This is a genomic window from Corynebacterium sp. ACRPE, assembly GCF_022347435.1.
Taxonomy (GTDB): domain Bacteria; phylum Actinomycetota; class Actinomycetes; order Mycobacteriales; family Mycobacteriaceae; genus Corynebacterium; species Corynebacterium tuberculostearicum_D.
Window position 1 is genome coordinate 49,681 of record NZ_JAKRNA010000004.1, and the last position, 21,252, is coordinate 70,932.

Annotated in this window: 13 protein-coding genes; 5 read left to right on the forward strand and 8 right to left on the reverse strand. The window is 58.2% G+C overall.

Going from position 1 to position 21,252, the window contains the following annotated elements:
- Positions 1-85: 85 nt before the first annotated feature.
- Positions 86-1,354, forward strand: coding sequence for an AAA family ATPase (locus MHY13_RS12250; RefSeq protein WP_239280823.1), 1,269 nt, complete (start codon positions 86-88; stop codon positions 1,352-1,354).
- Between the two features lie 63 nt (positions 1,355-1,417).
- On the opposite strand, the gene MHY13_RS03415 is transcribed toward MHY13_RS12250, so the two are convergent.
- The 4 genes from MHY13_RS03415 to MHY13_RS03430 form a co-directional block, all read right to left on the reverse strand.
- Positions 1,418-1,651, reverse strand: a complete 234-nt coding sequence (locus MHY13_RS03415) for a hypothetical protein (protein WP_239280824.1) — start codon at positions 1,649-1,651, stop codon at positions 1,418-1,420.
- A 146-nt stretch (positions 1,652-1,797) separates the two neighbouring features.
- Positions 1,798-4,200, reverse strand: a complete 2,403-nt coding sequence (locus MHY13_RS03420) for an AAA family ATPase (protein WP_239280825.1) — start codon at positions 4,198-4,200, stop codon at positions 1,798-1,800.
- A gap of 81 nt (positions 4,201-4,281) precedes the next feature.
- On the reverse strand, positions 4,282-5,655 hold the full coding sequence (locus tag MHY13_RS03425; RefSeq protein ID WP_239280826.1) for a hypothetical protein: 1,374 nt from the start codon (positions 5,653-5,655) through the stop codon (positions 4,282-4,284).
- 93 nt (positions 5,656-5,748) lie between these two features.
- Positions 5,749-6,486 carry a hypothetical protein gene (locus tag MHY13_RS03430; protein WP_239280827.1) on the reverse strand — a complete coding sequence of 246 codons (738 nt, stop codon included), beginning with the start codon at positions 6,484-6,486 and terminating at the stop codon, positions 5,749-5,751.
- A gap of 630 nt (positions 6,487-7,116) precedes the next feature.
- Here MHY13_RS03430 and MHY13_RS03435 point away from each other — a divergent pair.
- Positions 7,117-8,043 carry a hypothetical protein gene (locus MHY13_RS03435; protein WP_239280828.1) on the forward strand — a complete coding sequence of 309 codons (927 nt, stop codon included), beginning with the start codon at positions 7,117-7,119 and terminating at the stop codon, positions 8,041-8,043.
- A 63-nt stretch (positions 8,044-8,106) separates the two neighbouring features.
- On the opposite strand, the gene MHY13_RS03440 is transcribed toward MHY13_RS03435, so the two are convergent.
- On the reverse strand, positions 8,107-8,421 hold the full coding sequence (locus MHY13_RS03440) for a hypothetical protein (protein ID WP_239280829.1): 315 nt from the start codon (positions 8,419-8,421) through the stop codon (positions 8,107-8,109).
- A 79-nt stretch (positions 8,422-8,500) separates the two neighbouring features.
- Positions 8,501-10,723 (reverse strand): DUF87 domain-containing protein, encoded by a 2,223-nt coding sequence (locus tag MHY13_RS03445; RefSeq protein ID WP_239280830.1) that lies wholly within the window; start codon positions 10,721-10,723, stop codon positions 8,501-8,503.
- A gap of 206 nt (positions 10,724-10,929) precedes the next feature.
- On the opposite strand from MHY13_RS03445, the gene MHY13_RS03450 reads away from it, so the two are divergent.
- Positions 10,930-12,045 (forward strand): hypothetical protein, encoded by a 1,116-nt coding sequence (locus MHY13_RS03450; protein WP_239280831.1) that lies wholly within the window; start codon positions 10,930-10,932, stop codon positions 12,043-12,045.
- A gap of 168 nt (positions 12,046-12,213) precedes the next feature.
- Positions 12,214-13,404 carry a hypothetical protein gene (locus tag MHY13_RS03455; protein ID WP_239280832.1) on the forward strand — a complete coding sequence of 397 codons (1,191 nt, stop codon included), beginning with the start codon at positions 12,214-12,216 and terminating at the stop codon, positions 13,402-13,404.
- On the opposite strand, the gene MHY13_RS03460 is transcribed toward MHY13_RS03455, so the two are convergent.
- Both MHY13_RS03460 and MHY13_RS03465 read right to left on the reverse strand, forming a co-directional pair.
- Complete coding sequence (locus tag MHY13_RS03460) at positions 13,401-14,459, reverse strand: hypothetical protein (RefSeq protein ID WP_239280833.1); 1,059 nt, start codon at positions 14,457-14,459, stop codon at positions 13,401-13,403. The two genes, MHY13_RS03455 and MHY13_RS03460, sit on opposite strands and share 4 nt — an antisense overlap.
- A gap of 606 nt (positions 14,460-15,065) precedes the next feature.
- Complete coding sequence (locus MHY13_RS03465; RefSeq protein WP_239280834.1) at positions 15,066-16,082, reverse strand: replication protein RepA; 1,017 nt, start codon at positions 16,080-16,082, stop codon at positions 15,066-15,068.
- A 2,162-nt stretch (positions 16,083-18,244) separates the two neighbouring features.
- Between MHY13_RS03465 and MHY13_RS03470 the strand changes: the two genes are divergently transcribed.
- Positions 18,245-21,226 (forward strand): cutinase family protein, encoded by a 2,982-nt coding sequence (locus MHY13_RS03470; protein ID WP_239280835.1) that lies wholly within the window; start codon positions 18,245-18,247, stop codon positions 21,224-21,226.
- The last annotated feature ends 26 nt before the right edge of the window (positions 21,227-21,252 follow it).

Genomic DNA, 21,252 nt, shown 5'->3' on the forward strand with positions numbered 1-21,252 from the left:
ATCACTTTAGGCATTGATAACACAGCATCTGGTTACATTGCCTTAAACCAACATCCACACGACATGACGAAAGGAACTCTCCCCCGTGCTCACCTATGGCTTCATCTACAACGACAACCCTGACCCGTATGCCGCCGACGGCAGTTTCGCCAACAGTATGCAAGCTGTGCTTGTCACCGAGGAGGGGCGCATCCTCTCCGGCAATGACACGAGCGTTTCTGTAGAAGAATCCACCCTCCCCCTTGGGCCTATCATGCTGCGGCAGCAAACCGACACGGTAGAAGACAAGCACCGTGAACTTACCCGCCGTTACAACGAGGCCGTCCGCCGCCCGGTGGCTCTTACCGTTTCCGATGGACTTAGCGACCAGGCGGTGGTCACCGAGTTTGTCAACGGGGTTAGCTTAGGCGAGGGACGCGACATGACGGCTCGACGATTCGCACAGTTGTTGGGTTTGGATAAGGAAACTGATGCCCGCCACGAGGGGGAAAGTGACAATAGCGCGCAATACGCTCCGCAGCAGGAGGAGGATGCAGCCCCTCTCAACAAGGAGTACGTTCCCCGTCGCATCGGCGGGGTTGTGGATGTAAATGTGCTGCGCCGCGCGCGAAAAGCGCACATGCCGCTGCTTTTGTCAGGTGAGCCTGGTACAGGCAAGACGACTCTCGCGGTCGCGGCATTTGGCGAGGAGCTAATTACCATCTCCTGCCATGAGGGAATGCGCCGCGAGGATTTGGTGGGCCAATGGATGCCGATTCAAGACAAGCCAGGTGAGTTCGAGTGGAAAGATGGCCCCCTGGTGGAAGCAATGCTTACCGGCAAGCCGGTGCTGGTTGACGATTTTGGTTGGGCTTCCCCCGAGGTGCAGGCAGCGTTGCTTCCCGTTGCGGATCACCGGCGCACCATTTCAGTCATTGACCGGCCAGAACAGTCAGATATTGATGCTGTAGATGGGTTTAGCCTGGTGCTTACCCACAACCCCAATATGGGCGTGGGCATCATTGATCCGATTATGGATCGTATGGCTTTTGAGGTGGAGGTTCCCACTGATTTGGAAACGGCCGACAAGTTGGGGGTTGATCCCACCTTGCTCCAGATTGCCTATCAGCTGGAGGACGAGGCTAAGCACGCCGAGTCGGAGGGTTCATCTGGTTGGGTGCCCTCGATTCGTACCCTGTTGGAAACCACCCGCATTCAGCAGGTGTTTGGCACCGAGTTTGCAGCTTCTGCATTCCTGGCAGCCTGCCCCATTGATCAGCTGGAGTACCGCCAGCGTTTGCACCGGATGATTCAGGCACAGATGGGCAAGGATGCTCGCGTTAGCGATGGTCTCCGTTCCGTAGCTTCCGACTAGAAACTAACCAGGAAAAATCCCCCGGCACACGGCGTGCTGGGGGATTTTGCGCAGGTTAGGGGTCTAGCGGGCTACATCGCCGAGCACTTTAAGAACGGCGTAGACAGCAATGGTTCCACCGCCCAAAAGGGCAATCAGGCCGAATGGGCCTGCGTTGGAGATTAGCTGTGGGGCCTTGGAGGACAGTTCAGTCAGGTTTGCAGGGGCTGGTTCGGCAGCGGTGGCGGCAGGGGCACCAGCAACGGTGCCAAGGGTGAGGGCGGTGGCTGTGGCAATGGAAAGCAGGGTCTTGCGCATGGTTGCTCCTTTGAGGGGATCGAGATAACGACGCTTTCCCACCCCATCGTATAGGCAGGGTGTGCACTGCCCAAGGGTGTGCGCTGCACTAACTGGGAAGACATGCGAGAACCCCCGGAGGATTCTCCGGGGGTTGTCTTCTTTTCCTAGGCTGCTTCCTGCTCCTCCTGGGGGCTGTCAGGGTGTGGGGTGTCCGCCCAGCGGGTTGCCCCCAGCTCGGGGCGCACCACGCCGTGTACCTCCGTGGCGTAGTCCTGGGACTCGTCTGTGTGGCTTACCAGGATAACGCTCGGGAAAATCTTGTTCAGCAGGGACAACACGCTGCGCCTGCCTGCTTCATCCAGGTAGTTGGTCACCTCGTCGCCGATGATTTGCTCCGGTAGTCCACCGCCCGTGATGTGCAGGGTTACGCCGATGCGGAAGCTAAGGCCCACCAAGGCTGCTTCGCCACCGGAGAGGATGGAGGTTCGCACCAGGGTGCCGTCGGCGAGTTCGGCGCGCGGAATAAAGTCATCATCCAGGTGGAATGCGACGTATTCCCCGCCGAAACCGGCCAGCATGTCAGAGGCGCTGCGGCAGATGGAGGCGGTGTATTCGGCTAGGAGGTCAGAGCGCAGTGCGGCCAGTACGTCCGCTTCGCCGCGTGCGGTGGTGGCTTCGGCTACGGCGGCCGTCTTTCGGTTCCACTCGGCGGTTGCTTCATCGAGCTGGTGTTGGAGCATGGCTTCACCAGTCTTGGTGGAGGCCAACTCCTGGGAGGCCTGCCGGTAGGCAGTGTTGGCCTGCCTTGCTTCCTCCCGCAGGGTTGTGGCCTTTGTGGAGGCTGCGTCGATTTCCTCCTGCTGTGGGGCGTGCAGGTTTTGGGCTTCCAGCTCGGATAGTTCAGTAGTGGCGCGGTCTGCTTCCGCGATTGCCTTAGTGTGGCGACGGCGGATTTGTGCTGCTGATACTAGGCGGTCACGTTCTGTTTTTAGGCGCTTATACAGGTCGCGTCCGCTTTGGAGCAGGTCATTTCCTGGGGTCGCGTCGTTGTCGTGGAGGAGGTTGCGCAGTGCTTCTTCTGCTGTGGCGACCTGTTGGCGTTGTGCTGTTTCTGCCTCGCGTACGCGGTCGAGGTCGCGCTGTGCGGCATCAACAGCGTTGCGCGTTTTCTCCAGGTTGGAGCGCTTGGTGGCCAGGGTGTCTTTTTCTCCCTTGATTTTTTCCAGCTCGTTGCGGCACTCCACCCCGGTTTTGCGGGCTTTGTCCATGCTGTCGCTGTCGCGTTGCTGTGCGGTGCGTAGCTCGTTGACCAGCTGCTCAAAGTTTTCTACCTCCTGCTGGCAGGTTGGGCAGTGGTGCTTATCCTTGCCGTTTCCAGACAGGGTGGTGATGGCTTTTTCCAGGCGGTTGTAGTTGGCCTCGGACTGGCTGTAGACCTCGCGGGATTCCTGCCACTGGTTGGTGATTCGGGTTTCTTCCTCACCCAGTCGCTTTTCCGTCTCGTCTAGGCTGCGCGCTTGAATAGCTGCACTTGCTGCGGCCTCCTGGGCTGCTACAAGTTCACTATCTGCACGGCGGGTGGCTTCCTCGGCCTCGCCTACCGCGCGGGTTCGATTAGATAGGTCTCCCCCGGCTTGGGAGATGGCCTCCATCTTGGAGTCCACTCGCTGCAAAGCGTTGCGGTCTGCATCTTCTGACTCGTCGAGGTTGATTCCGGCAGCGCGGGCTTCCTCGGCCACATCGTGGACGTGCTGGGTGCTGCTGCTGTTGCGCTGGCGGGCGGCGGCAACCTGTTGCTTCCATTGCTGTGCTGCTGTTTCCGCGTTTCGCAGAGTCGTTAGTGCTGCATCTGCTTTGTCGGAAAGATCGTTGGCTGCATCAGCGCGGTCTGCGGCGGCTTTTTCTGCCGTCTGCTTTTCCTGCACGTCTCGGTGCGCATCGTTTAGCTGCTCCTCCAGGTCGGCGATGCGCTCCGGATCGCCCGGCAGGGCTTCGGCCTTGGTGGCAGCTTCGCGGGCGGTCTTGCGGGCTTCGTCGCGGGCTTTAGTCAGCCCGTCCAGGCCGGTGTGCTGTTCGATTAGTGCCTGTACTTCGGCGGGGGCAGCTTTCATCAGGGTTGCTACCTCACCTTGCGGGATCATGGCAGCGGAGGTGAACGCCTTAGCGCTCATGCCCAGCACTTCCTCCATTTGGCCGGTCAGCTTGGAGGGGGTGATTCCGTCCATCTTTTTGCCGTTGACGGTAAGGGAGGCTTGCGCCTTTTCCACGGGGCCGTTTTTGCGTTCAGATCGGCGCAGCCAGCGGCGTGCTACGTAGGTGTCTTGGCCGTGGGTGAATGTGACCTCGCAGCCTGCATCGTCTTTGTTGCTTGCTCCTCGGCGGCGCAAGTCGAGGTTGGTTCCTGCTTCGCCGTTGTCTCCGAATAGGGCAAAGCGCATGCCGGTAAGGAACGAGGATTTTCCTGCTCCGAAAGAGCCGTAGACCAGGTGCATGCCGTCGGCGGTGGTATCTAGCGTGAGGTCTTCGACGCTACGGAAGTTGAACAGGTGGATTTTGGTTACACGCATTGTCTTCTCCAAAAAAGGGGGGTCTGTGGTTGGTGTGTGTCCACATGGTGCCAGCGGTGGGGATTGTGCGGCCCGAATTGGCTAGGTGGTGCTGTTGATGCCGGTTAGCGTTTCGGCAACGCGGGAGACCACTTCATCGTGGATTTTTTGATCGTTCATGGCGAGGGTGCGCAGTGTGGCACCCACTTGGCCGGTTTCCCGTCGTTTCTGAAAGGCTTTTTCCAGGTTGCGGGACTGGGGAGCTTTAGCAATGTGGGCGGCAAACCCACCCTCGTCGGTGTTGTCTTCCTCGTCGTTGTCTGCGTTTCGTTCGTCCACAGTCACAGACAGCGGCTTGGTGTAGTCCGCCGACCAGTAGGCCGCATCGCGGGCTGCTGCGGCCCACTCGCGGCGAGAGGAGGCCAGGATGCGGCGTTGGTGCGGGGTGGTGTGGGTGATGCGCTGGCGCAGAATGTAGCCACCGTCGCCGGTAAGTTGGGCGGATTCTTCATCCCACATGTCTTTCTTTGCCAGGCGGTCGCGCACTAGCTCGTCAATGTTTTCTGCCGACATGGTGCGGGCATCAATGGGTGGGAACTCTACTTGTGGGCGCTGCCAGATGGTGCGCAGTTCCACGGTGATGCGGCCATCGTCGTGGAGGGTGACAAGTAGCCATCCGCGTGGGCTTTCCTCGTCGGAAAAGCCTCGGCGTACCGCAGAACCAGTCATCCATACTTGGCCGCGCTGGCGGCCTCCATCTTCCCCGAAACCAGGAATGGGGCCAGGGGTGTGGTAGTCGGAAAGGAGGAGCTGATCAAAGCCCCTGTTGGCCCATTCTTCGGGAATGACGCGCAAAGCTCCGTGGCGGTCTTCTGCTCCGAATAGGCGGCCGTCAGCGGAGAAGATGCCGTGGGAGAAGAGGAGGTTTACTGCCCCATCAATGGGCTGTGGGTCGATGATGATTCCGCGTTCAGCCAGCTTGGGGTCAAGTCCGTTGTGGCTTACCACGTGCAGGTAGAGATCCAGGTTGGGGTCAGGCTGGTGCACTTCATAAAAGCCTGGGTAGGGGCCGATTTGTTCAGCGGTAGGCTTATCGTCTTCGGGGAATACCGCTCGGGAGCCGAGGTGGGAGCGGTGGATGTGGGAGACGGCGGAAAGGTGCGCGGAGGCTCCGTTGTCGTGGTTGCCGCCGTTGGTGATGCGCCAGACTGGTTCGCCGGTAGAGCCGAGGGCTTCGACTCGCTTGTTGTCGGCTTTGATGGCCTCGTTGATGGTGCGGTTGGAGGGGTGTTCCACGTGGGAGAGGTCTCCGCCGTCGAAGATGCCGTCTACGCCCTCGGCGAGTGCCGCGTCGATGATTTGGTTGTGCGCGATGTAGCCATCCACCTCGCGCATGTTTACCCCGTCGATGGTGCGGTTCATTCCTTTTTGGGCGTAGCCGAGGTGCTGGCATCCCATTACTGCGAGCTTGTACATGGTGCGTTGTCCTTTGTTGTTGACGGTGGCCCTGTGTGGGCTGGGTACGTCAACGATGAAACCATGCTGGCCATGCTGGTGCCCGAAGTTGTTTTATCCCTGTTTAGTGAATTTTTCTCCTGCGCCGCTGGCGATTTGTGCGTGCAGGATTTGGGAGCGCCTGCGCCGCCAGCCTGCTTTCCATACACCGGCTAGAAATAGGGTGCGTTCGTTGGGTTTTTGCCGGTTGTCTTGGAGGCAGGTGCTAATTGGGAGGTTGCTGTCGCAGGCTTCGGCCCCAGTGGCGTATTCGGTAAGGATTTCCCGGTATGTCGCGGGGTATCCGTTGGCTCCTGCCGAGGGGTAGCTTTTCTTTCCCCTCCACGGGGTTTCTTTCGGTGTGGTTGGGGTGGGGGTCTGTTCGGTGTCTGCCCCGGTGAGGGGGAGGTATTTGTGGTGGGTTTCCTGGGCTGCTGTTTCGGACAGTTCCCCACGGCGGATTAGTTCGCGGGTGATGACAATATCGGCCAGTGGGTCGTTGAATAGTCCTTTTCCGACTAGGGCTAGTAGTTCTTGCAGCGGGAGGTTTTGCAGGGTGGTGCGGTCGTAGTCCTCGATAACGCTGTGGGAGGAGGGGTCGGCTCCGAAGCTGGCGTGCACTCCCATGCGCCGGTAGGCGGTGGTTAGTGCCTCTTCCAGTTTCTCCCTGGCGTGGGTTTCTTCCTCTTTGTTTTCGGTGAGGATGGCGTGTGCCGCGCGGTCTGTCCAGTACCCCACGCGTCGGTAGGCAGCATCGAGTGGCCGGTGGGAGGTGAGGGGGGATTTGCGCCAGGGGTGCCCGTTGCTTTGCATGTTGAGACCGTCTTTAGTCTGTGGGCTGGCTGTTTTCTACCTGGTGGGTGTGGCGCGGCGGTAGGATTTTTATCCCCTTTCTTTGGGTTGTTTGTGCTGGCTGGAGAGGTGTTGTGTGGTGCGTTTATGCTACGCCATTCTTTTCCTACGGTGGCGGAAGTACACACACCGCCTTATTGATAGTCATTACCAGTGCATTATTCAGATCGTCCACCACCGCTTTGTGCGGCAGTCGCAACTGCGCTTCGCGCCGTTACCCATTAACCCCATCTGGGGGGCCTTTTGCTTTATTAGGTGTGTACATATCTAGGTTTTTCTGAATTAAACCGTATTGCAGTGCAATTATGGACAAATTGCCCAAACTGTGTGACAAGTCATCATCTCAGTCAACATTAAGGTTGGAATAATTTTTAGTACATTCACCCCAAACTAATGTAAACTCCCGGCAACCAGCAGGTTAACAAACGGTTAACGAGTCGAATTTTGCAGCTCACAGCACGTGATAGGCGCGATACGCTGCTACAATCGCCCACAGACAAACGCGGGACATTTCGCAGAAGTCAACCAAAACCCTCCCCACAGGGTCCAGCGCACAACAAGCCACATGCAACCAACACCGAGATCTTGCCCATGAAGACACCATGCAGCACAGACCAGGCGGCTTTCGACGCCGCCGACCTCACCCCCGATCTATACAACGATGCCAAAGGCAAAGCGGACAAAAACTTTGAGCTAGGGATTCTCAACGAGGCGGTAGACAACACCAATGAAGCCATCGTTGCCTGCTCCCACTGCCCGCTTCTAGAAAAATGCCGCAAGGCAACCCTTGCAGCGATTGACGACTCAACGCCACCATGCGGAGTGGTTCAAGCCGGTATCTACTGGGGAGCAGACGCGCGCCCCGACTTCACCCTCAACGGGTGCCTTACCGAAGATGCCGCAGCAGATTTGGAGGAGCGCTCCAACCACTCGGAAGCCATCGCCACCCGAACGGACGACGATGGGCGCGAATGGCCGCTGACCGTTCCGGTCTACAGTGACCTCCCCAACGAACAGTCCGCAGAAAAGCATGGCCCAGTTGAACACCAACTTGAGCCTTGGGACACGTCGTGGATTCCCGCCATCCCCGAGCCAATCAACACCCACACGGTGGAGCTTGTGTGCAAGAAAAACGACCCGCACGATGCCATCCCAATGGCTCGCCTGTACCGCGAGCATGATTTCCGCACCGACGGCTGCGAGGTACTAACGGACAGTGACACCTGCGAAGTACTGCGCCAGCTGCACGCCCAGGGCGTGACCATCCGAAAAATCAGCCAGCGACTCCACCTGCACGCCCGCACCATCAAAAACCTGTTTTCCGCACTGGGTCTTCACTACGAAAACTCGGAAGCGCACCGCAGGAAAGCCGTGCTGCGCGAGCGCCGGAAAGCCGCTTTGCGGAAACAGCGCGAGGTTGTGGGGCATTCACAAAAAGCCTGGGATAGCACCAACGATGGAGACCAGCTGGACTTGTGCGCGGCTGTCTTTGACCAGGAACTCCTGAAAACCGCTTAGACGTTCTTTTTGTTCCGCTAAAAAAGGGGGCCACACTACGTGGCCCCTTTCCTTTTGCCGTTTTTACTGCGCCATATCAATCGTCTGGTGCATAAGTTCTAGCGCTTCGTTCATCTTATCCAAAAGCTCGTCCCGAGCCTCGGATTCCGGCAGCTGTTCCAGGGTGCTTTTCAGCTTCTCCAGATCCTCTCGTGCCTCCTCCAGGGTCTCCTTATCAGTCTCGCCGGAGGTGGCAATCTTTCGGGTCTTTTCCGCCATTGCTTTCAGGTGGTTTACAAAGGGCTTTGCTGCATCCCCAATAGCCTTGCCACTGGAGGCGTTTTTGAGCGTGTTGGACTCAACTTCATCGAACGCTAACAGCGTCTTAAACCGTGCCACTGTCTAATCCTTTCAGCAGGGTTGCTCGTGCTTCCCCAACCACTTTAAGGCCCGGGTGTGCACACCCCCGCGCGTCGCATCAGAACGCAGGGGGAGCATCAAACCTACTTGGGGTCTGCACCGGCACCGGAGTGGTGTTGGAACGCTGCCAACGGCGGGAGGGTGAGGTCGGTTCCTCGGCTGGTTTTCGTGACGGTTTGCGGCGCGCAACAGACTGCACCGCAGCCGCATTAGCCTTACCGTGCGCCAGCCGCTGGCGAGCCTCGTGGATGGCTTCTCCACCATCGAGTGCGGGGCGTGCAGGCATCGTTTCCAACGGGCCGCCCGTGTCCCCTGGGGGCAGGTGTTTGACGTAGGTGCGGCGACGGTCATTGACCCATTCTCGGTTGGCGTGCAGCCATTGATCTCCTGTGTTGAACATGGATAAAAACACTGGGTTTGAGCCAAAGGAAAAGCCGGTGATGTTTCCTCCCACCAGCATGAATGAGAACTCTCCTGTGGCATCTGGTGGTGGGGTGGCTTGGTAGAGCTTTAGGTGGTTGTCGCGCACGCGGCCGGAAAGTCTTTTTAGCTCCGCAGGTTCGTACAATCCGTGGCCGACATAGAGGGCGGAAAGCTGCTTGAAAATATCATCACGCAGTCCGGTAGAGGCCTGGAGGATGAATTGGAAACCAATACCCAGTTTTCGTGCGTCACGGGCTGCGCCCGCCAGCCGGTTGGATAGGGCGATTACTGCTGGGGAGTGAACTTTCGGATCGGGTTGTGCGGCATAGGCCCACGCCTCGTCCCAGACGGCTTGAATGTTGAGGGGAGTGCCTTTAGAAAACTCGCGCTGGCCCGCCAGCAAAAGGGTGGTTAAAAGCTGGTTGATCACGCGAGCTTTAACGTCAGTGTTGTCGAGAATGCGGGCTGCTTCCGCAGCGTCCGCATTGTCCTCACCGGAGCTGTCCAAATCGAGGTTCATACCCGACAGATCTGCCGATAGGTCAAGGATAAGAAGCGGTGCTGGCTGGCCTGGCTGTGGCGACATAACTTCGCGCATCATTCCCCACGCGTCACGGCGACGATCCGCATCGTCTAGTTCATCGTCTTCTGCCCCGTTGAGTATTTTTCGCATGCCGGTGGGAGACCACGGTGACCACAGCGAGGCGAGGGGGCCAAAGATGGATAGAAGCTCACCAAACCTGTAGTCACCGTCGCTGTCTAGAGCGCCTGGCATCATGCGTGAGACCACGGCATCATCCAAGGCGTTTCCCTCGGCATCCTCGGTGGGTCGGTGAATAGTGGCAGCCACACGACGTTGTGGGTCTTTGGAGGCGTAAATCATCCCGGCTGGAAGCTGCTGGTATAGCTCTTCGAGCAAGAATCGCAGCAACTCGTCAGGGCGGGAGCGCGCCCAGTCATCAATTCCTGCTTGGGCAAGTATGCGACGGTTGTTGAGGGTTGCGGCTAGGGTTTCTTTCGCTTGGGCGACGTTATCGTCTGCGCCCGCGCCAAAGGCGAGCTTGCGGAAAAATCCTGCCTCCTCCAAAAGATCCATCAACAGTGGAGCGTCTTTACGCAAACGCAAAGAATGGGAAAGACGCGCAACAGTAACCTTTCGCCCCAAAGCGCGAGCCAGCCCTTGCAGCGACCATAGGCTTCCGTGTTCGGTGGCCCACTGCCCCTGCGGGTCAAAAATGATGTGCCCCTGTCCGTCATGTCGTAGTTGGGAGCACAGGAGGGATGTGGCAAAGGCAGACTTACCCGAACCGGACTGGCCGAGGCAGGCAGAGTGTCGTGCGCCGCGAGCGCTAGAGAAGTCGCCAAGCGTGATGGGGATAAGCACATCCGATCCTCGCAGGGTTCCGATGTAGGCATCATCGCGGTTGTGCCCCAAGACTTCATCCACGGTGTCTTGGTCAAGGATGGTTACTTCGGTTCCGGTTGCAGGCGAGTTGGAAAGTGTGGAGGAGTGCTTGCGCCACTCCCCCTCGACTTGTCGAAAGACTGCTTCGACCTTGACGCTGACTGCTCGGGTGTCGGCGGCATCTCCGGATCGGTTTCCTGCGGTTCCGGTGTCGGCGACGTGTCGTGCGGTTTGGGAGGTCGCGGAGTGCATCGCGTTGATGGTCTCCACCCCGGTAACCGTTGCTAGGGCCAGTTCTGTTTCCCCATCTTCAAAGGGAGCGCGGAAAGCCAGCATGCGGCCGAGCAAGGGCAAGCGGTAGGCGCGGGTGCGCAGGTTGAGGACGGCGTTTTCACAGGAGGAGGGAGCGCCGATGACGGCTATTCCCTGTTTGTCGGTTGCGGTGTTGTTCATGCCCACAGAGTAAAAAGTGGGGTCTGGAGCAGGCCCGAATAGAATATCTGCTGGTCACGGCTTGTCGCGGAGGGGTGTGCACACCCTGCCTTTATGCTGTTTTATGACCGTCGGGGAAGTTTACGCACCAAGATTTAGAAGAAAGGAACAGGGCCGCACCCGCAGCCTACCGACGGACAGTTGCTGGGTAAGCCCCTATGTGACGTATGAGCAATTCCGTACGTAGCAACCGTTTCCGCACTCGTGTTATGGCCGCCGCCGCTGGTGGTGCTTTGCTTATGGCAACTGGCTCCACAGCCGTTGCGTCTGCGCAGCCCGGTTTGAACACCACTGAATCCAACAACGCAGATTCCAAGCCTGACTCCAAGCCTGATTCCGGCAATCAGACCTCCCAGCCGGGTCTGAACACCACCCCGGCCGAGGAGTCCCCGGCACCGCAGGGCAACCAGGGCCAGGGCGAGGGCCAGGGCCAGGGTAACCAGACCCCCCAGCCGGGTCTGAACACCACCCCGGCCGAGGAATCTCCGGCACCGCAGGGCAACCAGGGCCAGGGCCAGGGCAATCAGACCCAGCCAGTAGAGCCGCAGCCAACCACCCCGGCACCGTCCTACGAGGAGCCGACCACCCCAGCGCCGTCTTACGAGCAGCCAACCACCCCAGTTGAGGAGTCCCCAGCACCGCAGGGCAACCAGGGCGACAACCAGGGTGGCAACAGCTTTGAGGGAGTCTCCGACTCGAACACTGACTACATCGAGGAAGCCCCCCAGGCAGACCCTGCACCGCAGGAAGCTCCGGTCGAAAACCAGACTCCGCAGGCTCCAGAGCAGCAGGCCGCACCGCAGCCAGAGCAGCAACCTGCGCCGCAGTACCAGGATCAGGCTCCAGCCGTCCCTGCCCAGCCACAGCCAGAGCAGCAGCCAGTCGAGCAGAAGCCGGTAGAGCCGCAGCTTAGCGAGTATGAGCAGGCCGTTCACGACCTGACCTCTAATTATGAGCAGGTTTCCCTCGCGGCCACCGCGCCACCACAGTGCGGTGAGGGCGCTACCCCAGCATGCGACGCTGCAAACGGTGCAGCCCAGGCAGCAGAGAAGTTCACCCAGGTAATCAACGCAGATGGCATGATTGCCAACGCCGCAGCGGCACTGGAGACCAACTCCACCACCAACCAGGCGGTCATCGACGCGTCCCACACGGCAAACGCTAATGCTGACCAGAGGGTTGCACAGGCACAGCAGTACGGCGACACCACCAACGCTGCTATTGCTGGCTTCGACCAGAACGTCATGGGTGGTCAGGGAGACATGGAAAGCTACGGCCTGTAGTTCCATAAACTAACTTTCCCCAGTTCAGAGAGGGTGTGCACACCCAGCCGTTAAGGTTAAGACCGATTGGATGTGCAACCCCGAAAAGGCGAGGTTATAGGCGCACACCAGCGCATTAACCTCGCCTTTTGTTGCACTTCGGGACAACCAGCGCACAGAGGAGACACAATGGCACACGATCCGGACAGCTTCGACCCCTACGCAGGCCTTGATAGCGGTTCCAACGCCAAGGAGTCGCCACAGGACTCCGATCCATTTTTCGACCACGTAACAGCACCCAACCGTGACAAGAAGCAAAGCGCCTCCCCTGCCTCCAAGCAGGAACCGCCAGAGGTTATCAATGCCGACGATGACACAGCGGAGGAGGACGAATGGATTGACGAGGCGCTGGAAACCGAGTTCCACGACTACGCCCCCCGCGCGACTCGCTTTGCTGCACCCCGAGCCGAGGACGTAAGGGTCGATGATGGTGGAGCCTCCTCCAAGGCGGAAGCAAAGGCAGAAAAGCGCTCCTCTAAGGCCGACGACCGCCTAACCCGTCGCCAGCAGCGTGAGGAAGAAAAGCGGCAGCGAAAGGCAGAGCGAGACGCTGCCAAGGCCGAGGAGGCAGCCAAGCGCAAGGCCCGCAAGGCCGAAGAAGCTGAACGTCGCCGGGAGGAAAAGGAAGCAAAACGCGCAGCAAAGGCAGAAAAGCGCTCCCAACCCCCGGCACCGGAACCATCCGCCCCCTCCCCGGCAGAGGAAGACACCCGAACGCCATCTAACCGCAAGGCTAAGGGCGCGCTTGTAATCGCAGCAGCTGTGGTGGGTGTCGTTGCCGTTGGTGGCGGCTGGGCTGCCGTGAAAGCCGTAAGCGGCGGAGACGACGATAAGGAACAGGCGCAGGCGCAAAGTACGGCCCCTGAACCCCCAGATGAAAAGTCCCCGTCCGAGAACTCCCCCAGCGAAAAGACCGCCCAGCAGGAGCCAGATTTCCAGGCTGTAGCAGCCAAGCAGTGTAAATCCTCCGGCGGCACCGCAGAAGATGGCGATGGCTCCAGCCCAGAGGGTGCCATTAAGGCATTCAACCACGCTTACTACGTGGACAAGTCCGCTAAGGAAGCCGTGAAGTACTTGGACAGTGCCATGTACGACTCCGAAGATGCCTTGCAAAAAGGCATTGATGATGACGGCAACGGTGACGCGTATTGCCTCAAAATCGACAAGGGGCAGGAAGATAATCAGTTCAAGGTCACGCTGACCGAGTTTATGGAGCCTGCCAAAAAGGGTGACAAGCCAGAAACGCGCAAGACGGATCAGGTCATCACCCTTGCCAAGGACGGCAAGGACTGGAAAGTGAAGACCATTAGCGTCGGTTAACTGCGGTAAGCGTTTACCGCTTCTGGGTGGTGGCCGCCAAGGTGCTGTTCGGCGATAGTCATAAGGTTCAGCATCTCGGCGGTCACCTGTCGTTTTGCCGTCGCGTCCACCAAGAACTGTGGTAGCGGTTCCACGATTTGTGCGCCGGAAATGTGGCTTGCTGCTACCTCCACCGAGGATTGCGCGGCATCGTTAGCATTCTCGTCTTGGCGGATGGTGAACTCTACTTTGACGGGTCGGCCTGGGCCGCTTTCTGGCATGCCGTAGGTGACGTAGGCGTGTACGTGGTTGCGCCATTTTTCAAACTGGGGGTTGAGTTTTTCTACCCATTGGGTCACTGCATCACCTGCCTGGTCATTGGTGCGGATTTTCACTCTTTGTGCTTCTACTGCGCGGCGTGGGGCTAAAAATTGCCCGGGGGTTAGCACCGAGTAAGCCAGCGCTCGGTCGGCGCGGTCTCCGACCCACAGTTGGGTGCTGTCGTCGAGGCCGGGAAGCTGTTTCCATTTTTCGGCATATCCGGTCGCGGTGTCCTGCTTTGGTAGTGCTCGCAACCGGCCGCTTTGGGCTAGTTCTGTGTAGTGGTGGATGATTTTTGGGGCATTTGTGCGCTCCAGGAGGGCATCGAGTGCTGGAACCGCGCTCAAATCGGTGCCTGACAGCGCCGTGGAGACGGAAATAAGGGGCGTGCTAAGTCCACCATCCATCCAGACGGTTTCGGCGCTCTTAGAGGCGTATAGGGCCATATCCATTTCGCATAGGGCCATCATGGCCGACCGGAGACGGTCGGTGGAGGGGCCGATGGGTGCAACCCCTTGGTGGATGATGCTGTGGTCGTTGTCCGAGTTTGCGGCGGTGGCGGCAGTCCACAGCAGTACGTCTGTCTGCGTGCTTGCTACAGCCCCGTCAACACAGACGAGGGGTTGGGGAGATAGTGCGCGGTGGGTTTTTATTAAGTCTCGTGCAGTGAGTGCGGTGGTGAGGTTTTCTCGGGCGTTGGGGTCTGTGCGGCCAAGAAGTTTGAGTGCGTCGTCAATAACGGGGGTTGTGTCCACGGGTTCTCCTAAACGCGATGTGGTTGGTGTGGTTTCTTTTCATTTTTCAGCCAACCGAAGTTGCGGTGCCCGAAGTGGAGTCTGGTGGATTTTTGATAGCGGTGACCACATCAGTCTGGTGTGTTGCGGGAGGGGGTTTGGAGGCAAGGAAATCGCGTGAGCGATTTTCGCGGCAGCCCAAGCGAGCGCAGCGAGTGCGGGAGCCGATTGCTGGTGTGTCTGGTGTCACAGTGGCGGTTTTGGGGTGTTAGCCCTATAGGGATCTATATAGGGATCTATACAGGCGACTCCGGTTTTTACTGCCTGTACTGCCTTTTCTTGAATTGGATGTACCCAAATATGTTGTTTTGAGCCTCCGAAATGTACCCAAATATGTTGTTTTGAGCCTCCGAAATGTACCCAAATATGTTGTTGCTGCGAACAAAAAGCAGCAATGTACCCAAATATGTTGTGGATAACTTTATGACACGTCTACATTCTGTGGATAGGTCTAAATGTACCCAAATATGTTGTCCTTAAACTGCGAAAACGTAAAAACCGCCACTCCTGTGCAGGGTGGCGGTGACGCAGAAATAAGGGGCAGGAGGCGCTTTGGAGCACTTCGCCTTAACCGCGACGACGGGGTTTCTTAGTCCTGGAACTCTTTTTAGGGGGAACGCTGGGATTCATTGGGAAAACTCTTAACCCCTTTCCCCTCGGCAGTACTTCGAGTTTCTTCTCGCCGGTTTTCAGTTCTTCACTGGTCTCCGGCCAAACCTTGTGCATCTTTTTGACCGCCTTTCGCATGTTCTTCATAAAAATTCGACGGTCTCCCGAATCGTCGGGGTCAAGGCTGGTTCCAAACTGTTCCATCAGTGCAGGAACAGGAACGATAAAAGGACGGCGGGCGTAAAAGGCCCTGTGAGTGAGCCAGACGTACAAGTCGAGAGCCATAGCGCTGGATTTAAGTTTGCGCAGCACTCCTAAATCCACTGGAACTGGGCGGGATTTCAGGAAGTCGAAGAACTCCTCCGACAGTACGACGTAGCTATCTAGCAGGGAGTACTGGTCGGGGGAGCTGTGCTTGTCCCAGTACAGTTCCAGGTTCTGCGAGATAAGAGTGTTGGTGTAGGACTCGACCGCTTTATCTTCAAGCTCGTACAAGGATTCGATGTTGATGTTGAGGTTGAACACGCGCCGTATCTGCTCCGCTAAGCGCATGGAGTTGGACTCGACTACGTTGCCCTTAAAGTCCGTGTGTGAGCCGTAGCGCGCCTCAATGCCCAGCTCTTCCATGAAAGTGGATAGGTGGTTGCCGAAGAAGATTTTTCGCCGTGCCGGGTCTTCCGGATCGAAAGAGTGGGCGTTTTCCACCACTTTTCCGGTCAGCCAGATCATGAGCAGGCGCGGGTAGGTGCCGTATGGCAGGCCATGCTTTCTGGATAACGCGGTGATGGTTACTGACATGCCACCGTTCGTGCTTGTCCATTGACGTTCCCCGGTGTCCCTGTAGGGGAAAGTTGCTTGAATGAGTTTACTGTTTGCGAACCCCATGTCGTCGCGTTCGTAGACTGACAGTTCTTGCAGCCGTGCGACTTCGGCAGCGTCTTTCAGTTCGCGTAGTTCTCGTTTCTTGTCGGCCATTAATGAGTGTTCCTGTGTACGTGTCCCAGTGGTTGAATTGTTTGCCCTTGACGGTATCAGCGGGGTGAGCCACCCTGCCCGAAGTTAAACGGGTGAGAGCGAAAAATGGGCGGTGTGCAGCGGCGAAAACGGGGTGTTGTGGTTGGTGGCGGACAGTGAAAACTGCCGCGTTCCCCAGCAGGAACTTCTTGCACCATAGGGCGCAAAGACGATGGCGTGGTGGTGGCGAAATTATTTGGGTTTTGCGTAGAAAAACACCCCATCGTGGGGAGGTGCAGGGCAAAGCATTGGGCCGCAAGCGAAACGGGTGTGACAGGTGGGGTGTGTGAGGTTAGCTGGTTGGGGGATTTGGATCATGGTTGGGCGTGATCTGGGTGATTGTTGCTAACCTTATGGGCTATACCGCAACCCAATTTTTTGGAGGATTCTACGAAGCAGACAGATTGAACGGTTTAAAGTTAAACGTTCAACGTTCTGTGGATGGGTAGATAAAAAAGAAGCCCCCGGCGGCAACCAGGAGCTTCTTTTCTTCCCAATTCACTGACGTGAACATCAAAGGTTAGGGAATCATGCTTAACGTTAGTGATTCCCAGGTTAGTCCTACCCAGAATACTTGCGCAACCCCTGCGCAAAAAAGGGCTACAACCTGGGATTATTCATGTTCAAAAGGGGATAAAACCCCGCAAAGCACCACACGTTGCATTACACAGTGCATTACAGGCTGTACTTCACGGTGGGGTACACACTGCACCACACCCGCGAACCACGCTCATTGCTCACCGCAGCGTGACCGAGAATCGCGGGAGAGGGCCATGCTTCAAGTCTTGATCGGACTCAACATGGCCGATCGCATCTATCAGCGCGAGTACCGCATCACCAAGTCCGCCGAACTGGCCCACGATAGTGAGCTACGCTTCCAGCGCTCTTTCCACCACCTCCCTGCCTCCACCCCGCTACACAAGGTGGAGGAAAAGATCGCCGCCTCCCTGCGACTGCTAGACGGTCTTCCCGCCCTTGCCGAGGAGGCTGCTCGCCGGTGGAGTGCCGCAGGACTGGAGACGCGGTGCGTGCCCGAGCAAAAGGCACTTCTCCTCCCCTGCCCTGCTTCAAGGGAATCGACGCGGTGGCGCGGGAAGGTGGCCTGGCGAGTTAATGCTTTGGCCGATCCGAACTTTCGCTCCCATCCGCGCATGGCTCGTGTCTCCCGGCGACATACTGCGATAATCCTGGCGACCATTGCGGCTGCCTCCGAGCGTAGTTCTGGGCGGTGGGTGGCTGTCTCTGCGCGCACGGTGGCCTACCGTGTGGCGCGGCGGCTTGCCAAAGCTGGGGGTCGTATCCCCTCGGAGTCAACGTTGGTTTCGAGCGTGCGTGCCTGCTGGGCGGCGTTGCGGGCTACGGGGTGGGCCGTGGAGCGCGCGCGGGGTCGGCATCTGCGACGGGATGAAAGGCTGGTGGCCTATCACCGGCATGGAGTCGTGCAGGATAGGGCGGCATCTGTTCACGACTTGTCGATGCCGCAGGCTGTGCATGATGCCATTGTGGATTCACTGCGCCGTCAGCAGAAGCGCGCTCGACCCGCGTGGGCCAGGCAATATGAGCAGCATTTGTCTACATCGGGCGATTTACTGCATACCCATCAGCTTTGCTGCACGAGATCAAGATCCTTTAGTAGATCAGTTGGTAACTCACGCGCACGCGCACGCGTGCGGGGAAAGAAACCCCGGCCCTCCCTAGCGGCTCAAAAGCTGGTGGCCCAGGTTATTTACGCAATGCCCTGGATAACCAGGGGAGGAAGAATCCACCCGTGGAGTTTGGCGAGAGCCGTGGAGGGTAGTGGAATCCTCAATCGTGGGTGGTCTGCCCGGCAGGTGATGGACAGGTGGGATGCGCTTTTGTCTGCTCGTTGGTGGGAGATTGAAGCCTCTGCGATTCGTCATCCTGTCCCCTGGCTTCGAGCATGCTTGGAGACGCTTAAAGGCGACCACCCTAAACCAGGGGTAGTCCAATAAGCTGTAGGTTTTTCCAACCCGACGGGAGCGTGCACACCCCGCTGCTAGTGTGCGAACTTGGGTACACCTATCAAAAACCAGCATTACGCGCCTTTGACCAGTTCCCGCCGTCCTGCAAGCCAGTAGCAACTTCGCAGAAAGGAAAACAAGTTGTCGAAAATCAACCGGCCTGCCCGCGCGGTCAGTTCGACGCTTGCGGCCGCCACGCTCATAGCAAGCGCCGCATTACCCGTCGCTCCGAGCGCACAAGCGCAGGAAGAACAGGCGGTTCAAGCCGCCCTTGATGCAGCCAATATCCCCGGCTCCCCCCAGCTTCCAGACACTGGGGGAATCACGGATAAAGCCAAGGAAGCAGCAATGGGCCACCCGCTGGTCAAAAATGCCCTTGACCAGCAAACGGATACCCCAGAACCAGCCAATGAGGAGTCCACTAATCCGCAGTGTGCGCCTGTCGTTATGGTCGCAGTGCCTGGCACTTTCGAGACCAACCGTGACCGCGACCCCAATGAGCCGGTAGGTGCAATCGCTGACCTTACTTCGCCATTGCGCGACAAGCTCGGAGGCGACCTTTCTGAAACCTACGTCAACTATGCTGCCGACGCTGGCGTAAGCGGCACCGCCTACGCCACCTCGATTCAAAACGGTGCAACCAAGACCATTAAGACCATCGAGGATGTGCAGGATCGCTGCGACGGTTCCCGCGTCTTTTTGACCGGCTTTTCGCAAGGTGCGGACGTGGCAGGTGACGTAGCCACGATGATCGGTCAGAAGCAGACCGGCGTTAATCCCGACACGATGGCTGGCGTGGTGCTGTTTTCCGACCCGAGCCGAACGGAAAACACTAACTTCATCGCGGATAGCTCCGAGCCAATCCCAGGACTGCCAGGGGGAATGGGGGAAGCTGTTTCGGAGATGACCGACGAGAAATCCATTGCTCAAAAAATGGATGGCAGCAAAGCCAACGGTCTTGCCGAAGCTCTAATGGGCGGCGATATGGCCAAGGCCGGAGAAGAGAGCAAGGACAGTAAGGAAAGCACGTCCGCGACCTCTGAAAAGAGCGAATCAAAGCAGGCTGGAGAGGACTCCAAAAAGGACTCCACCAAGACCTCGGAACCCTCCTCGTCTAAGGAGTCGGGGTCGAAAAAGTCCGAAGAATCCGACTCCGAACCAAGCGAAAAGCCCAAGCAAGCTGGTGAGGAATCCAAGGACGAGGGGGACGTAGAAAACCACGCCCTTGACGGAAACCAGGTGAAGTCCACGGGCGGAATCACCCTGTCCACTGATGCCGACACTCATGTTCTGGCAGCCGGAGCAGACTCGTTTGTCGTGGCAGACGGCGAGGATGAGCCAGAAAAGACCGAGGGCAGCGAAAACGGCGCTACCGAAGTCCAAATGCAGGAAGAGGTAAGCGACGCTTACCGCAATGGCCGCTGCGGGGACATGACGTTCGAGGACTGCTTCAAGAAGTTCAAGGAAGACCCCAACTCGCTTGCAGCCACCGAAATGGGCGTGGCGGGAGCTATGCCTGCCGGAAACCTCATGGAAACCGAGTGTGTGGACAAGCCAGCCAAAAGCTGCACTGTAGGAGAATCCGGATCCAATCTTCCGACCGTGGACAAGCCCTCCCCCTCGCAGGGCGAAGAGGGCACCACTGACGCGGAAGATGAAGAACAGTCCGCCGATAGCGACTCGAAGCAGGGTGCAGACGACTTCCAGGACGGCGACGAGTCCGCAGACAAACCCGGTGCAGACAGCGCAGGCAATGAGCCTGGCAGCAATGCAGAACAAGGCGACGGTGAAGACGGTGCAGACTCTGACAACGGCGCAGACTCCACCCCAGCCAACGTGGGCGGCGCTGTAGCGGCCGACAAGGAAGAAAAGGGCGAGGGTGACACCAAGCCAGAAGCGGACAGTGACGGTTCTCCGCAGGCCGGTGAGCAGTCCAAGGCAGATGCCGACAAGGGCGCAGATGCTGACGCTGCGGGCGACGAATCCAATAACGCTGATGGTGAGGACAAGGAAACCTCCAAGGATAAGGAGGGCGAGAAGAACTCCACTGGCGGCGATAAAGACAAGTCCAAGGACTCCACCGAGGAGGGCAGCTCCGAGAAGTCTTCCGCCAAGGAAACTTCGGAGAAGTCGTCGGCGGCCGCTGGGGACAAGGAAAAGTCCTCCAAGTCGAACAAGTCGGAAGATTCTTCCTCTGCTGCTTCCAGCTCCGAGGAAAAGGAACAGGCTGGAGACGGCTCGCGCTCTGATGCCAACAAGCCAAAGAAGTCCGGCTCTGGTTCCGGTTCCGATAAGGAGCCAACCTCCGAGGACAACGCCCTGGAGGATGTGGAGCCTGTGACCATGCCTGCTGTTGCCGGTGGCGGTGTTGCAGGCCAGCGTGAGGAAGACTTCGGCTTTATGACCGGCTCGGTTGTCTCCATGTGTGTCCCTGGTGACATTGTGTGCTCCCTGCCGGAAAACTCCGAGCTGGCCCGTGATTTGGTGCAGGTCGGTGAAAAGGTCACCACCAATATGGCCGGTGTCGCCAAGGCGGCAATGGCTGGCGATACCCGCATGGGTGGCCTGATGGCCGTTGAGGCCACCAACACGGTGTTTTCCCTGTCGGGTCTGCCGCCGCTGAAACTGTCGGGAGATTCGATTATGGCGCTGGTTTCCCTGGTGTCTGGCGCAGCCATGCTGCACGCTGGCGACCCCACCGGAAAGGGCGCGGCGTTGATTGCTGCTGCTGTCCCGAAGCTGCCAAAGGTGCTGCCGGAACTCTACGAGCAGATTAAGGATCTGCCTGCCATTATCGAGGCTCTGCCGGACGCGGCGGATACGTTCGCCCACAACCTGGGGATCGACAAGATCCTGGGTCGCCTGTCTGATGGCTATGAGAATGCAGGAATGAACGACCTTACCGATCTGGCCAAGATGCCGTCGGCGGCTGTTTCTGCCTCCATTGACCTGCTCAACGACAACTCGGGATTGATGGAGCTTGCCACCAACCCTGACTACCTAAAGCAGGGTGCCCACTCTGCTGATGGCTTCCGCAGCATTACCGTTACCGACAACGACACCAATGCAGCTGATTGGTATGTCCAGTACGTAGATGCTGTAAACCGTAAGGTGGCAGCCTAGATGTAGAAAAAGGCGCGTAAAAGCCC

Coding starts and splice junctions, on each gene's coding strand:
- MHY13_RS03415 (WP_239280824.1), bottom strand. CDS start 1,651: ATGCGCAAGACCCTGCTTTCCATTGCCACAGCCACCGCCCTCACCCTT.
- MHY13_RS03420 (WP_239280825.1), bottom strand. CDS start 4,200: ATGCGTGTAACCAAAATCCACCTGTTCAACTTCCGTAGCGTCGAAGAC.
- MHY13_RS03425 (WP_239280826.1), bottom strand. CDS start 5,655: ATGTACAAGCTCGCAGTAATGGGATGCCAGCACCTCGGCTACGCCCAA.
- MHY13_RS03430 (WP_239280827.1), bottom strand. CDS start 6,486: ATGCAAAGCAACGGGCACCCCTGGCGCAAATCCCCCCTCACCTCCCAC.
- MHY13_RS03435 (WP_239280828.1), top strand. CDS start 7,117: ATGAAGACACCATGCAGCACAGACCAGGCGGCTTTCGACGCCGCCGAC.
- MHY13_RS03445 (WP_239280830.1), bottom strand. CDS start 10,723: ATGAACAACACCGCAACCGACAAACAGGGAATAGCCGTCATCGGCGCT.
- MHY13_RS03450 (WP_239280831.1), top strand. CDS start 10,930: ATGAGCAATTCCGTACGTAGCAACCGTTTCCGCACTCGTGTTATGGCC.
- MHY13_RS03455 (WP_239280832.1), top strand. CDS start 12,214: ATGGCACACGATCCGGACAGCTTCGACCCCTACGCAGGCCTTGATAGC.
- MHY13_RS03465 (WP_239280834.1), bottom strand. CDS start 16,082: ATGGCCGACAAGAAACGAGAACTACGCGAACTGAAAGACGCTGCCGAA.